The 13,549-nt window shown below is 55.3% G+C and carries 9 protein-coding genes and 2 pseudogenes; 8 read left to right on the top strand and 3 right to left on the bottom strand.

Going from position 1 to position 13,549, the window contains the following annotated elements:
* Nucleotides 1-139 precede the first annotated feature (139 nt).
* The 3 genes from ACR1UW_RS11210 (at nucleotide 140) to ACR1UW_RS11200 (ending at nucleotide 5,215) form a co-directional block, all read left to right on the top strand.
* Nucleotides 140-1,177 (top strand): LacI family DNA-binding transcriptional regulator, encoded by a 1,038-nt coding sequence (locus tag ACR1UW_RS11210; RefSeq protein WP_498933361.1) that lies wholly within the window; start codon nucleotides 140-142, stop codon nucleotides 1,175-1,177.
* 6 nt (nucleotides 1,178-1,183) lie between these two features.
* Entirely contained in the window at nucleotides 1,184-1,750 is a 567-nt protein-coding gene (locus tag ACR1UW_RS11205) for a shikimate kinase (RefSeq protein ID WP_015375117.1), read from the top strand.
* A gap of 210 nt (nucleotides 1,751-1,960) precedes the next feature.
* Nucleotides 1,961-5,215, top strand: coding sequence for a hypothetical protein (locus ACR1UW_RS11200; protein WP_498933359.1), 3,255 nt, complete (start codon nucleotides 1,961-1,963; stop codon nucleotides 5,213-5,215).
* A 159-nt stretch (nucleotides 5,216-5,374) separates the two neighbouring features.
* On the opposite strand, the gene ACR1UW_RS11195 is transcribed toward ACR1UW_RS11200, so the two are convergent.
* Nucleotides 5,375-5,818, bottom strand: a complete 444-nt coding sequence (locus ACR1UW_RS11195; RefSeq protein ID WP_015375115.1) for a hypothetical protein — start codon at nucleotides 5,816-5,818, stop codon at nucleotides 5,375-5,377.
* A gap of 153 nt (nucleotides 5,819-5,971) precedes the next feature.
* Between ACR1UW_RS11195 and ACR1UW_RS11190 the strand changes: the two are divergent.
* From ACR1UW_RS11190 to ACR1UW_RS11180, 3 genes and pseudogenes are all read left to right on the top strand, one after another.
* Nucleotides 5,972-6,343: pseudogene (locus ACR1UW_RS11190) on the top strand (ArnT family glycosyltransferase); the annotation flags it as partial.
* Nucleotides 6,336-6,830: pseudogene (locus ACR1UW_RS11185) on the top strand (glycosyltransferase); the annotation flags it as partial. The pseudogenes ACR1UW_RS11190 and ACR1UW_RS11185, both read left to right, overlap by 8 nt.
* Nucleotides 6,802-7,206: a GtrA family protein gene (locus tag ACR1UW_RS11180; RefSeq protein WP_014196089.1), complete on the top strand. Its 405-nt coding sequence runs from the start codon at nucleotides 6,802-6,804 to the stop codon at nucleotides 7,204-7,206. The pseudogene ACR1UW_RS11185 and the gene ACR1UW_RS11180, both read left to right, overlap by 29 nt.
* Before the next feature lie 91 nt (nucleotides 7,207-7,297).
* On the opposite strand, the gene ACR1UW_RS11175 is transcribed toward ACR1UW_RS11180, so the two are convergent.
* Together ACR1UW_RS11175 and proB are read right to left on the bottom strand one after the other, a co-directional pair.
* Nucleotides 7,298-8,542: a glutamate-5-semialdehyde dehydrogenase gene (locus tag ACR1UW_RS11175; protein ID WP_498933357.1), complete on the bottom strand. Its 1,245-nt coding sequence runs from the start codon at nucleotides 8,540-8,542 to the stop codon at nucleotides 7,298-7,300.
* Nucleotides 8,539-9,663 carry a glutamate 5-kinase gene (gene proB, locus ACR1UW_RS11170; RefSeq protein WP_498933355.1) on the bottom strand — a complete coding sequence of 375 codons (1,125 nt, stop codon included), beginning with the start codon at nucleotides 9,661-9,663 and terminating at the stop codon, nucleotides 8,539-8,541. The genes ACR1UW_RS11175 and proB overlap by 4 nt, the downstream gene beginning before the upstream one ends.
* Nucleotides 9,664-10,167: 504 nt before the next feature.
* Between proB and ilvD the strand changes: the two genes are divergently transcribed.
* A complete protein-coding gene (ilvD, locus tag ACR1UW_RS11165) occupies nucleotides 10,168-11,847 on the top strand; it encodes a dihydroxy-acid dehydratase (RefSeq protein WP_033006220.1) in 1,680 nt (559 codons plus the stop codon).
* Nucleotides 11,848-12,134: 287 nt separating this feature from the next.
* Complete coding sequence (paaK, locus tag ACR1UW_RS11160; RefSeq protein WP_011231531.1) at nucleotides 12,135-13,466, top strand: phenylacetate--CoA ligase PaaK; 1,332 nt, start codon at nucleotides 12,135-12,137, stop codon at nucleotides 13,464-13,466.
* The last annotated feature ends 83 nt before the right edge of the window (nucleotides 13,467-13,549 follow it).

Below are 13,549 nucleotides of genomic sequence, written 5' to 3'. Positions count from 1 at the left end.
CTTGCCTTGTGCGAGGCTGCCGGGTTTTTTGTTTCGAAGTTTGTTTTCCCGGCAGCCCACGCCTTGCATTGACACTGCTTGCCGCCAGCCTTTATACTTTTGATAGGTGAAAGCGACGGTAAAGCAGGTGATTCGAACGGTGTCAGATAAAAAGCGTTCCCGCGTGACGCTCGAACAAGTCGCCAAACACGCCGGCGTGTCGCGGGCGACCGCCTCTCTTGTCGTCCATGGGAGTCCGAATATTTCGAAAGAAACGCGAAAAAAAGTGCTCCAAGCGATGAAAGAGCTTGGCTACGTCTATGACCGCGTGGCGGCCAATTTGCGTTCGCAGCGTTCGTCGACAGTTGGTCTTATTATCACCGAACTTGACAACCCGTTTTTTTCCGAATTGCTCGTTGGCGTCCATGAGGCGCTCGATCAGGAAGGATATACGGTCATTTTAGGCACGACGTTTGACCGGCCGGAAAAACAAGACGCCTTATTGTCGGCGATGCTGGAGCATCGGGTGGGCGGTGTGATCATGAGCCCGGTTCCTGGATGTTCGGCAGAGATGCTCGAGCGGCTGCGGCAGTGGGATATTCCTGTTGTATTGTTTGCCCGTGATGAACTTCCGGCCGGACAGTTTGATTATATTGGGATCGATAATATAGCCGGCGGGCGGATGGCGGTCGAGCATTTGCTCGAAGGCGGCCATCGGCGCATCGCCTTTATCGGTGGGTCTCCGCAATCGTCCGTATGGAAAGCGCGCCGGTCGGGGTACAGTGAAGCGTTGCGTGCGGCGGGCATCGAGATGGATGACACGCTGCTTGTGCCATCGGCGACGACAAGGCAAGGCGGGCGGATGGCGGTCAAACGCCTGTTGCAGCACCCGAACCCGCCGACAGCGCTCTTTTGTTACAACGATGTCGTCGCGTTTGGGGCGATGCTTGGCTTAAAAGAGGAAGGGATCGTTCCAGGGCGCGACATCGCGGTCGTCGGGTTTGACAATATTCAAGAATCGGCGCTGTTTCAGCCACCGCTCACAACTGTCGCCGCGTTTCCTGAGAAGATCGGCGCCTATGCGGCCAAGCAGCTGCATGAACGCATGAAAGGGGATGCGAGTGCACCGAAACGGACGATTTTGCAGCCGGAGCTTGTCATTCGCCAGTCTTCTGGGAAGAGAGAGGAAAAGAGGTGAAGCAGCGTGGAGAGGCAGACGGTCATCCCGCTTCGCGAGCGAAATATCATTTTGATCGGCTTTATGGGGGCGGGGAAAACAACGATCGGGCAGCTTGTCGCGAAGAAGCTGTACCGCGACTTCATCGATGTCGACGCGGAAATCGAGCGGCGGCACGGGATGACGATTCCGGAGATGTTCGCGCAAAAAGGGGAAGCGTATTTTCGGCAGGTTGAGCGGGAGCTGATCGTTGATTTGTGCACGAATACAAGGTTGAAAATTCTTTCGCTCGGCGGCGGCGCGTATTTGCAGGAAGACGTGCGGCGCGCCTGTTTGGCCCACGGCATCGTCTTTTTCCTTGACTTGTCGTGGGAGCATTGGAAGGAAGAGCGGCTGCCGCTTATTGTCGACAGCCGGCCGGTGTTGAAAAACAAAACGTTGGAAGAAGTGGAGCAGCTCTTTTTCCAGCGCCAATCAGCCTATGCGCTCCATCATTCCCGCGTCATTATCAATGAGCTCGAGGCTGAACAGGCGGCGGACCAAATTGTTCAGTCGATTAAATGGACGTGGGATGTGTACGAGCCGAACCGTTGAGAGGATTTAGCCGCGGGCAAGCAAGCTCCTAGGCAAAGGGGCTTGCTTTTTTGATTTCCTCATTGGCAAGGGTTGCCGCCACTTGATTGGAAATGGACTTCGGTTGACCAAAAAAGAAATTTCGAATGCCGCATCCGCCTGTTCTTGCCGGACAATCGTTTCGTGTGTTATAAATAGGGGAAATAGGTGAAAGATTGAGAGAGTGGGGAGATGGAGAAGCGGGTGTTCAGCTGGCTTTATGTGTATATGGTCTTGGCAGTGCTGGTTCTGTTCGCGCCCTATTGGCTTTGGTGGCTGAAACCAGAAACAAAGCTTGATTTGCTCATTGTCGACAAAACGGTGCCCGATCGGTCGTATCACGAGCATCAAGGGCTCGTTTGGGTCTTGAATCAGCAAAAATACGTCCACGGCAACGGAGAGCGATACAAAGCTGCGCGCGATTACGCCGGGTTTGCGCCGAAACAGGATGAAACGTACGAGGTGCGGCCGCTGCCAAAGGAGATGGCACGGTACGATGCGGTCTATATCGTTGACACATATGGGGTATATGAGGAAGAGTTTGTCCACAAGCAAACGGACGGCGCGCGGGCGAAAGTGTACGGCGGGCTTGAGCGGCAGGAGATGGAGTCGCTTTGGCGGTTTGCCCGCCAAGGCGGGAAAACGTTGATCGCCGAGTTCAATTCGATGGCCCATCCGACAGAAAACGAAGTGCGCGCCTCGTTTGCCCAGCTGTTCGGCCTTGAGTGGACCGGCTGGATCGGCCGTTATTTTCCTGATTTGAACAGCCAGGAAGTGCCAGTGTGGGTGAAAGAAAACTACAAAGCGCAATACGGAAAGGCGTTTTCGTTCCGCGGGCCGGGTATGGTGTTGGTCGATGAGTCGGATCGGCTTCTTGTCCTCGATCGGCGCGACCTTGGCGGCGGTGGCGTCATGTTTTCCTCCACAAAAGCGGGGGAAGCCCGTTGGGGCGGCAAGATGCGCACATCGTATTCGTATTGGTTTGACATCGTCAAGCCGCTTGATGAGCGCATGGTGCTCGCAACGTACACGCTGTCGCTGTCTGAGCGCGGGAAAGAGAAGCTGCGGGCGATCGGGTTGCCGTTTTCCTTTCCGGCCGTTGTCCGCTATGAGACAAAGACGTATCAGTCGTATTACTTTTGCGGCGATTACGCTGATCAAGGGAAACTGCCTTCCGTTTATCAGACCGTGGGGCTGGATGTATGGCGCAAATGGACGGAGGACGGCCGCTCGGACAACGGCGCGGCCTTTTACTGGAAGGCGTACGTGCCGATGATGAAAGCGATTTTGCGGGAAATCAAGGCATATAAGGAAGATGGCAAACTGCAGGACGCCGTTCAAACGGTGGAACAAAGCGGCGTCCGCTTGGCGGGAACGGTCGGGCGCGACTATTTGCAAGTATACCGCAACGGGAGATGGGAGCCGCTGCTCATCAAAGGAGTCAACCTCGGCATCAGCAAACCCGGCGCGTTTCCGGGAGAGGCGAAGATCACGAAGGAAGAATATTTCCGCTGGCTGCAGTACATCGGGGCGATGGGGGCGAATGCCATCCGCGTCTATACGATCCATCCACCGGCGTTTTACGAGGCGCTTTACGAGTACAACCAAATAGCGAAGCAGCCGCTTTATTTGTTCCATGGCGTCTGGATCGATGAAGGGACGATGCTGCGGACGAAGGATGTGTGGGCGCCTGAGGTGAGTGAGGCGTTTCGCACGGACATTCGCCGTACGATTGACCTCGTTCATGGCAAGGCCCGCATTGCAAAACGGCCGGGTCATGCCGGCGGGGTGTACCGATACGACCTTTCCCCGTATGTTCTCGGCTGGATTTTCGGCGTCGAGTGGGATCCGGACGTTGTGGCGGCGACGAACGAAAAACACCCGAAGCAGGGCGACTACCGCGGCAAATACGTATACACGAAAGGAGCGAGCCCGTTTGAGGCATGGCTGGCCCGTATGATCGACGAAGCGGTGGCGTATGAAACGGAAACATACGGCTGGCAGCGGCCGGTCAGTTTTACGAATTGGGTGACGACCGACCTCCTCCGCCATCCGGCCGAACCGTTTGTGAAAGAAGATTTTGTTTCCGTCAACCCGAATGTCATGTACGCCACTGACGAGCTGCGCGCCGGGCTGTTTGCGTCATACCATATTTATCCGTATTACCCTGACTTTTTGAATCGTGAGGAAAAATACGTCAGCTATGTTGACCAACGAGGCGAGCAGAACAGCTATGCCGCCTACTTGCATGACATGAAGGCGGCGCACCGGATGCCGATTTTGGTCGCTGAATTTGGCGTTCCTTCTTCGCGCGGCATGGCGCATCGAAATGTACACGGGAAAAATCAGGGGTTTTTGTCGGAACAAGAACAAGGAACGATCGACCGGGAGCTGTTTGAGGACATCGTCCATGAGTGGATGGCGGGAGGGCTGTTGTTTTCCTGGCAGGATGAATGGTTCAAGCGGACATGGAACACAATGGATTATGACAACCCGGACCGCCGCCCGTTTTGGCTGAACGTGCAGACGAACGAACAACAATTTGGATTGCTTCGGTTTGAGCCAGGTCCAAGCGCAGCCGCGATGATGAAGGTCGACGGCCGAAAAGACGATTGGACATTCAACGGAATCCGGCCGGCTTGGACAGAGGGCAAGCGGGCGCTGTACGTCACAAGCGATGAAGGGTATTTGTATGTGCGGCTTGACAGCGGACGCATCACCGATCGGACGACGGTCTACATGGCGTTTGACACGATTCCGAACCAAGGGCAATCGCTCCTGCCCGGCCTGTCTGGCGTCCGGACAGCGGGAATTGACTTTGCCTTGGTCATTCATGGAGAACAGAGCGCCCGGCTGCTTGTCGACAGCTACTATGACACGTTTTACTTCCATTACGGAAAAGAGCTGCATATGATGCCGGCGGCCCCGTACGCCAATCGCAAAGATAACGGCGTCTACCACCCGATTCGCCTGACGTTGAACAAAAAATTGGAGGAAGTCCGCGGCAAGGCTGTGCCGTTCGACTCATATGAAACAGGGGTGTTGCGGTTTGGCACGGCCAACCCCGACGATGAGGCATACGATTCACTCACGGATATCAGCGTCAGCCGCGATGGCGATATGTACGAAATCCGCCTGCCATGGGCGCTTTTGAACGTGACCGACCCGAGCCGGCGCGAGGTGATGGGCGACATTTGGTCGAAAGGCGGGCTCAAAAGCCGCGTCATGATTGAAGGCATTCGCCTTGGTTTGTACGTCGAGGATGGAGACGATTCGTTTTCTTTCCCGGCGATGAACGGGAATGTGCTGCCGGCCGCGCGATTTTATGAGTACACGTGGCCGGTGTGGGAGGCGCCGCGCTATCATGAGCGGCTGAAGCAGTCGTATGAGGTGATGAAAGAGGCGTTTTCACGCGTGGACATCGCAAAGCAGCAGGGAAACGAATAAGAAGAACGCCCCGCAACATTGGCTGCTGTTCGACACAACGATGATCGGTCAAGGCGGTTGTCTGTCCAAAAAAGAAGCCGGCAAGCACGAGACAAAAGCCCAACCGGCCGTCAAGCAAAAAATATGCTGGCGGCCGGTTGGCTTGTTTCTTTTTCGTTTTTAGGAGATTTCGTTTTGTCCAGCCCGGGAACGGAGTTTTCGTTCATGTTGGAGGGTTTTGCGGGCGAGGAAGTCAACTGTTTCCTGCGTTTCCGACCATTCAAGGCGCCAATAGTTCATTTTCGTTTCCAAGCGCTCAAATCGAGCATCCGTGCGTTTTTCCAGATCTAAAAGCTTTTGGTGCAACCGGTCTTCCGTCTCACGGATTTTGGCATACAGCCGATTTTCTGTATCCTGAATCTCGGCGCGCAGTCGGTTTTCCGTATCTTGGATCTCCGCGCGCAGTCGGTTTTCCGTGTCTTGAATTTCAGCACGCAGTCGGCTTTCTGTATCTTGGATTTCGGTGCGCAGCCGATCTTCCATTTCCTTCATTTGTTGTTGGATTTTTCCAGAATGCAAGTCGAGCGCCTTTAAAATTTGTTGCACGATGGTGGCTCCTTCCACACGATTCACCTCCTTTCGCCTTTTATCATAGCACACGTCTGCGGTCAGCGAAATGAAAACCTTGTCCATTCGCTCGACTTTTTCACCAAACTTTCACCAACACGGGGTAACGTAACGGCAGGAGACGAAGAACATGACGGAAAGGGAGAGTCGATGAAGAAAATACAATGGAAATGGGATGGATGGATTGCTGCGATCATGGCTTGGTCAGCTTTTTTGCACTTCTATCAAATTGGAAACAGCGGTTCCAATGTGTATTATACGGCGGCGGCGAAAAGCATGGCCGCAAGTTGGAAGGCGTTTTTCTTCGCCGCGCTTGATCCGGAGGGATTCATTACCGTTGATAAGCCGCCGGCGGCGCTTTGGCTGCAGGCGTTGAGCGTGAAAGTGTTCGGAGTGAGCGATTTTAGCGTGCTTCTTCCGGAAGCGTTGGCGGGGGTTGCCTCGACGTGGATGATGTACGTGATCGTCAAGCCGTGGGCGGGGCGGATAGCGGCGCGCTGGGCAAGCTTCGTGTTTTCCTGCTATTGACCGGAAAGTGTGCGATCAGTTACGCTATATGAGAGAGCGAAGCCGGTTTGTTCGGGGGCTGGTAAGTTGGGTCGGCTTCCGGCAGATGGCGGTTGAATACGAACGGGAGCCGCGTTTCGCCGGCGAGACGAAATACCCGCTCAAAAAGATGATTCGGTTTTCGCTTGATGGCATCACCTCGTTTTCATACAAGCCGTTGAAGCTGGCGAGTTGGCTTGGGTTCTTGTTGTCGGCGGCCAGTGTGGTAGGGATGTTCGTTGTCCTTTATCTTAAATGGTTTGCTCATTCAACGGTCGCTGGCTGGGCGTCATTGTTGATGGCCGTGCTGCTTGGCAACGGGGTGACACTGCTCATGCTCGGCGCGATTGGCGAATATATCGGCCGGATTTACGATGAAGTGAAAGAGCGTCCGCTCTATATTGTCAATGAAACGTGGGGAGTCGGAACGAAACATGAACGAAAGCCTTCGTATATTCCGTAAAGAAAAACAAGCCGTATGGCGGTTTGGCCTCGTTGGGGTGAGCAATACCGCGGTGGACTTCGCCGTCTTTTTTTTGTTGACTGCTGCAGGCGCTAAGGCGGCGGTTGCCCAAGCCGTTGCCTACGGCGCCGGGATGGCGAACAGCTACATTTGGAATCGGCGTTGGACGTTTCAAGTCAAACGGAAAGCCAATATAAAGGAAGTTTTGCGCTTTCTTGTCGTCAACGGGCTGTCGTTCGGTGCATCGCTTGCCGTTTTGCTGGCCGCGGAACGGTTTGCATCGCTCTGGCTGGCGAAACTGGCGGCGACAATCGCCGGGATGGCGGTGAACTTTATCGGCAGCCGCTATTGGGTGTTTGTGGAAATGGAAAAATAAGAAAACGATCCGGAAGCCATGCGTTGGGTCCGGATCGTTTTATGCTTTAGAAACTTAGTGAAAAAGGAAGCCGTCTTCGTTGCAGCCATCGTTATGACTCCCGAATTTGCCCCGTCCCGTACACGAGCGATTTTGTCGTCGTGATGGCGACAAGCCCCATCGGACCACGGGCGTGCAGCTTTTGCGTGCTGATGCCGATTTCCGCTCCGTAGCCGAACTGCTCCCCGTCCGTGAAGCGGGTGGAGGCGTTATGGTACAAGACCGCCGCATCAACCGCCTGGAAAAAGCGGCGGACGTTCGCTTCGTTTTCGGTGATGATCGCTTCCGAGTGCTTCGTCCCGTAGCGGCGGATATGGGCAATCGCCTCATCGACATCGGCGACCAGTTTGACCGCTAAAATCGGCGCCAAATATTCCGTATACCAGTCATCTTCTGTTGCCTCGCTGATAAACGGATAGGCGGAAGCAAGACGTTGGTCGCCGCGCAGCTCAACGCCGCGGGCGTGAAGCGTCTCAAGCAAGTCGGCGGCATATGGCCAACGCTCATGGATGAGCACCGTTTCGACGGCATTGCAGACCGATGGGCGCTGCAGTTTGGCGTTTAGGACGATCTCGATGGCCATTTGCCGCTCGGCTGATTCGTCGATGAACATATGACAGTTGCCGACGCCGGTCTCAAGCACCGGCACGGTGGCGTTTTCGACGACCGAGCGGATGAGCCCGGCTCCGCCGCGCGGGATGAGCACATCCAAGTAGTTGTTGAGACGGAACATACGCTGCGCCGTTTCCCGGCTCGTGTCTTCGAGCAGTTCAATCGCCGTTTCCGGAACGGTCGTCGTGCGGAGCGCTTCTTTCATGACGCGAACGAGCGCTTTGTTCGAATGAAGCGCTGATGTGCTGCCGCGAAGCAAAACCGCGTTGCCCGTTTTCAAGCAAAGGCTCGCCGCATCGACCGTCACGTTCGGGCGCGCTTCGTACACCATGCCAATGACCCCAAGCGGCACGCGCACCGTTTGGATGCGGAGCCCGTTCGGCCGCGTCCACTCTGCGATGATTTCTCCGACCGGGTCAGGCAGCGAGGCGACTTGGCGGACGCCGTCGATGATTTGGTCCAGGCGTTCATTGGTGAGTTGGAGCCGGTCAAGCAAAGCCGGCGACAGCCCTTGTTCGCGGCCTTGGGCCATATCTTTCTCGTTTTCTTGCAAAATGAAGGCGCGTTCGCGGTCAAGGGTTTGGGCGATCTGTTCCAACGCCTCATTTTTTTCCTCCGCTGACAGCATGGCGAGCGTTTGTGAGGCGGTTTTCAACCGTTCGGCTTTTTCGAGCAGTTCGCTCATTTCGATACACTCTCCTTTCGCAACGTGACCCAATTGTCGCGGTGGATGACTTCCGGGCGGTGAAGGTAAGAGTATTGCCGGGCCTCTTCGCTCGGCCGCCCTTTCACTTTTTTCAAATCGGCGGCGGCGTAATACACTTGGCCGCGTCCGATCGTGATCCCTTTTTCATTGACGACATCCACGACATCCATCGCATGGAAGTCGCCGGAAACGGCCGTGACGCCGGCCGGAAGCAAGCTTTTCCCACGGGCAAGCAGCGCTTCCTCGGCACCGCTGTCAACCGTGATCGTGCCGGAAACGGGTGCATGATAGGCGATCCATTGCTTGCGCATTTGCATTTGTTTCGGAAACGGAACGCCGATGTACGTGCCGTCTCCTTTTCCAGCTAAAATATCAGCCAGTTTTTCTCGGCCGCTTCCCGTGCCGATGAACACGCTGACGCCAAACGAAAGTGCTTTTCGAGCCGCGAGAAGCTTCGAGCGCATGCCGCCGGTGCCGACTGCCGAGCCGCTGCCGCCGGCCGCTTCGATCATTTCGTCGGTAATGTGCGGCAAAAAGGCGTATTTTTTCGCCTGTGGATTCGTTTTCGGGTTGGCGTCATACAGCCCGTTAATGTCGGTAAGCAACATGAGCGCATCGGCGTGCAAAAAGCCGGCGACAAGCGCCGACAGCATATCGTTGTCGCCAAACGTCAATTCTTCAACGGAAACGGAGTCGTTTTCATTGATGATCGGGATCGCCCCGTGTTCGAGCAGCGTCGTCATCGTGGCGAACAAGTTGCGAAACCGTTCGCGGCTGTAAAAGTCGCTGCGCGTCAACAACAGCTGAGCGGCCGTAAAGCCGAATTGGGCGAACGCCGAGCTGTACGCCTGCATGAGCAAGCTTTGCCCGACGGCAGCCGCGGCCTGTTTGCCGGCGATCGTCGTCGGCCGCGCCGGGTAGCCGAGCGGCCCGAACCCGGCGGCGACAGCGCCGGACGTGATGAGAATGACGTCATGGCCGAGCTGTTTCAGATAGGCGATGGCTTCAACATGGCCGTGCAGCTTGTCGCGGCAAAGGCCACCTTTCGGATCGGTGAGCGAGCTGCTGCCGATTTTGACCACCACGCGCTGCCGTTTCATCGCGTTCCTCCCTCCTTTGCGTGTTGAATGGCATGAGTTGGATTGCCTAGCCGTCCTGCGAAGCGGCCGGCCAATAAAAAACGCTTTTCCTCCTTTCGCAAAAGGACGGAAAAGCGTTCCGCGGTACCACCTTTTTTGGCGCCTAAAGCGCCCCCTCGAGCCTGTAACGCAGGCGTGCGGCTTATGTTTGCATAAGCGGCCGTCTAGGGCAGGTTCAACCGGCTTCCCGCGAGGAACCTTCCAGCCTGTGGGTTCCACTCTCTGGCGCGTTCCCTCGGTTTACTAGTCCCGTGCCGTTCCTGTTGTTTTCTTGTCAAGGAGTGCAATTTGTAAGAAATTATGACGCCAAATGCTCCGGTTGTCAAGAGGAAAGGCTGATTTTTCTGACTTGTTTTTTCGAAGCGGATTTTGAAAACGCATTCATAATAAAGGTAATTGTCTTTCTATTAGAAAAAGTGGTACAATACTAGCAATCAATCAAACCGCATGATGGAGGGACCGATGATGAAAAAACGGCGCAGCGACATGATCAAAAAAGGATTTGACCGTGCTCCGCACCGAAGCCTATTGCGAGCGGCGGGCGTAAAAGAAGAAGACTTTGATAAACCGTTTATTGCGGTGGTGAATTCATACATCGACATTATTCCGGGGCACGTTCACTTGCAAGAGTTTGGGAGAATCGTGAAAGAAGCGATTCGCGAAGCGGGCGGCGTGCCGTTTGAAATGAACACGATCGGCGTTGACGACGGTATTGCGATGGGCCATATCGGGATGCGCTATTCGCTGCCGAGCCGGGAAATCATCGCCGATTCGATCGAAACGGTTATCTCGGCGCATTGGTTTGACGGCATGGTGTGCATTCCGAACTGCGACAAAATTACGCCGGGAATGATGATGGCGGCGATGCGTCTTAACATTCCGACGATTTTCGTCAGCGGGGGACCGATGAAAGCCGGCGTGACGAAGGATGGGCGGAAAATTTCACTGTCATCTGTATTTGAAGGCGTCGGGGCGTATTTAGGGGGAACGCTCGATGAGAAAGGGCTTGAAGAACTCGAACGGTACGGCTGTCCGACGTGCGGATCGTGCTCGGGCATGTTTACGGCCAACTCGATGAACTGTCTCGCTGAAGCGCTCGGGCTTGCACTGCCGGGCAACGGCACGATTTTGGCGGTCGACCCGGCGCGCAAAGAACTTGTCCGCCAGTCGGCGAAACAGCTCATGTATTTGATCGAGCATGACATTAAACCGCGCGACATCGTCACCGAAAAAGCGATCGACAATGCGTTTGCCCTCGACATGGCGCTTGGCGGCTCGACGAATACGGTGCTGCATACGCTGGCGATCGCCAACGAAGCCGGCATCGAGTACTCGCTTGAGCGCATCAACGAAGTGGCGGCGCGCGTGCCGCATTTGGCCAAACTCGCCCCGGCGTCGGACATCCATTACATCGAAGACTTGCATGAAGCGGGCGGCGTTTCGGCCGTGTTGAACGAGCTGGCGAAAAAAGAAGGCACGCTTCATTTAGATACGCTCACCGTCACGGGCAAAACGCTCGGGGAAAACATCGCCGGCTGCGAAGTGAAAAACTATGACGTCATCCGGCCGATTGACAACCCGTATTCGGAAACGGGCGGGCTCGCCATTTTGTTTGGCAACCTGGCGCCGGACGGCGCCGTCATTAAAACCGGGGCGGTGCAAGGCGGCATCACGCGCCATGAAGGGCCCGCGATCGTCTTCGACTCCCAAGAGGAAGCGCTCGAGGGCATTGCCAGCGGGAAAATCAAGCCGGGACATGTTGTCGTCATCCGCTACGAAGGGCCAAAAGGCGGCCCAGGGATGCCGGAAATGCTGGCGCCGACGTCGCAAATCGTCGGCATGGGGCTCGGCACCAAAGTGGCGCTTGTCACTGACGGCCGCTTCTCCGGCGCCTCGCGCGGCCTATCCGTCGGCCACGTTTCACCGGAAGCGGCCGAAGGCGGGCCGATCGCGTTCATCCAAGACGGCGACATCATCGAGATTGACACGGTGAAACGGACGATCAACGTCAAGCTGTCCGATGAAGAGCTCGAACGGCGGAAGGCGAACTGGAAAGGCTTTGAACCAAAAGTGAAAACCGGCTATCTCGCCCGCTACTCGAAACACGTCACCTCGGCGAGCACAGGGGGGATTATGAAGATTTAGCGGATTTCTGTAAGAGCGTTGTCCCCTTCCAAGCGCGCGAGGGACGCCATTAGACGATCAGGATCAAAAGAGGCGGTTTTTCCGCCTCTTTCATTTATTTTGGAAAGGAGCGTCCATCGCCTCCTTTTTTTACAGCTTTGTTGGTCTGAAAATATGTTGACATTTTCAAATATTTAGCCTATTTTAAAATTAGATATCATGATAAAACTATATAACGTTTGTATAACGTTATATAGTTTTGTATTTTTCATTTTTATGAAAGCGCTTTAAAAGAGGGGGCGGAAACGATGATTTTGCATGACATTGAGACGGCCGCACGCAGCGAACTGGAGGCGATCCAGCTTGTGAGGCTGCGGGCGACGGCGGAGCGTGTGTATGAGCGGGTGCCGTTTTACCGGCAACGGTTTGATGAAAAGGGAGTGAAGCCGGAGGATATTCGCACGCTTGAGGATGTACGCAAACTCCCGTTTACGACAAAGCGGGATTTGCGGGACCATTATCCGTTTGGTTTGCTCGCGGTCGATCTTTCCCAATGCGTCCGTGTACACGCATCAAGCGGCACAAGCGGCAAACCGACGGTGGTCGCTTACACGAAACAGGACATTGACCATTGGGCCGACATTGTGGCGCGGGCGATTGTCATCGCTGGCGGGAAACCGGGGGATGTGATTCACAACGCCTATGGATACGGGCTGTTTACCGGCGGGCTCGGGCTGCATTATGGCAGCGAGCGGCTTGGGGCGGTGACGGTGCCGGTATCCGGAGGCAACACCGACCGGCAAGTGATGATCATTGAAGACTTTCAGCCGACCGTCATTTGCGCCACGCCGTCCTATGTATTGAACATTGCCGAGCGGATGAAAGAACTGGGCAAAGATCCGCGGCAAACATCGCTGAAATACGGCATCTTCGGTGCGGAACCGTGGTCCGAGGAAATGCGGCGCACGCTTGAAGAGACGTTTGATATGAAGGCATGTGATATTTACGGACTGAGTGAAGTGATCGGCCCGGGGGTGGCGATGGAGTGCCATGAAGCGCAAAACGGCCTCCATATCGCCGAGGACCATTTCCTTGTCGAAGTGATCGACCCGAAAACGCTCGAGCCGGTGGCGGAAGGGGAAGAAGGAGAGCTTGTTTTTACGAGCTTGACGAAAGAGGCGTTCCCGGTCATCCGCTACCGGACAGGCGATATCGCTTCCGTGACGAGAGAGCGTTGTGCTTGCGGGCGGACGACGGCGCGCATGTCGCGGGTCAAGGGGCGGGTTGATGATATGATCATCATCCGCGGCGTCAATGTGTTCCCGTCGGAAATTGAGCACCATCTGCTTCGCGTCTCGGAACTGGCTCCGCACTATCAGCTGCATCGTCTCCGCCACGGCCATTTGGAAGCGCTCGAGCTGCATGCGGAAGTGACCGATCGTTTTTACAGCGAGGTCGGCGGAGATTTGCAAAGCGAGCAGGCCGCTCTGCTTGCCCGGCGCATTCAGTCATTGTTGAAAACGCACTGTCTCATTTCGATTGACGTCCGTCTCCATTCGCCGAAAACGCTCCCGCGCTCGGAAGGGAAAGCGGTTCGCATCGTTGACCGCCGCCATCTTGAAGAGCCGCAATCCATCTGATAGAGAAAAAAACGATTGCAAAATATATGACATTAAAATATAATAACGTTAAACAAACGTTATATATTTTAAACGAGAGGTGG

This window comes from Geobacillus lituanicus (genome assembly GCF_050994965.1).
Lineage (GTDB): Bacteria > Bacillota > Bacilli > Bacillales > Anoxybacillaceae > Geobacillus > Geobacillus stearothermophilus.
The sequence above is the reverse complement of the archived record's forward strand: the minus strand, read 5'-3'. Positions and strand labels throughout refer to the sequence as shown.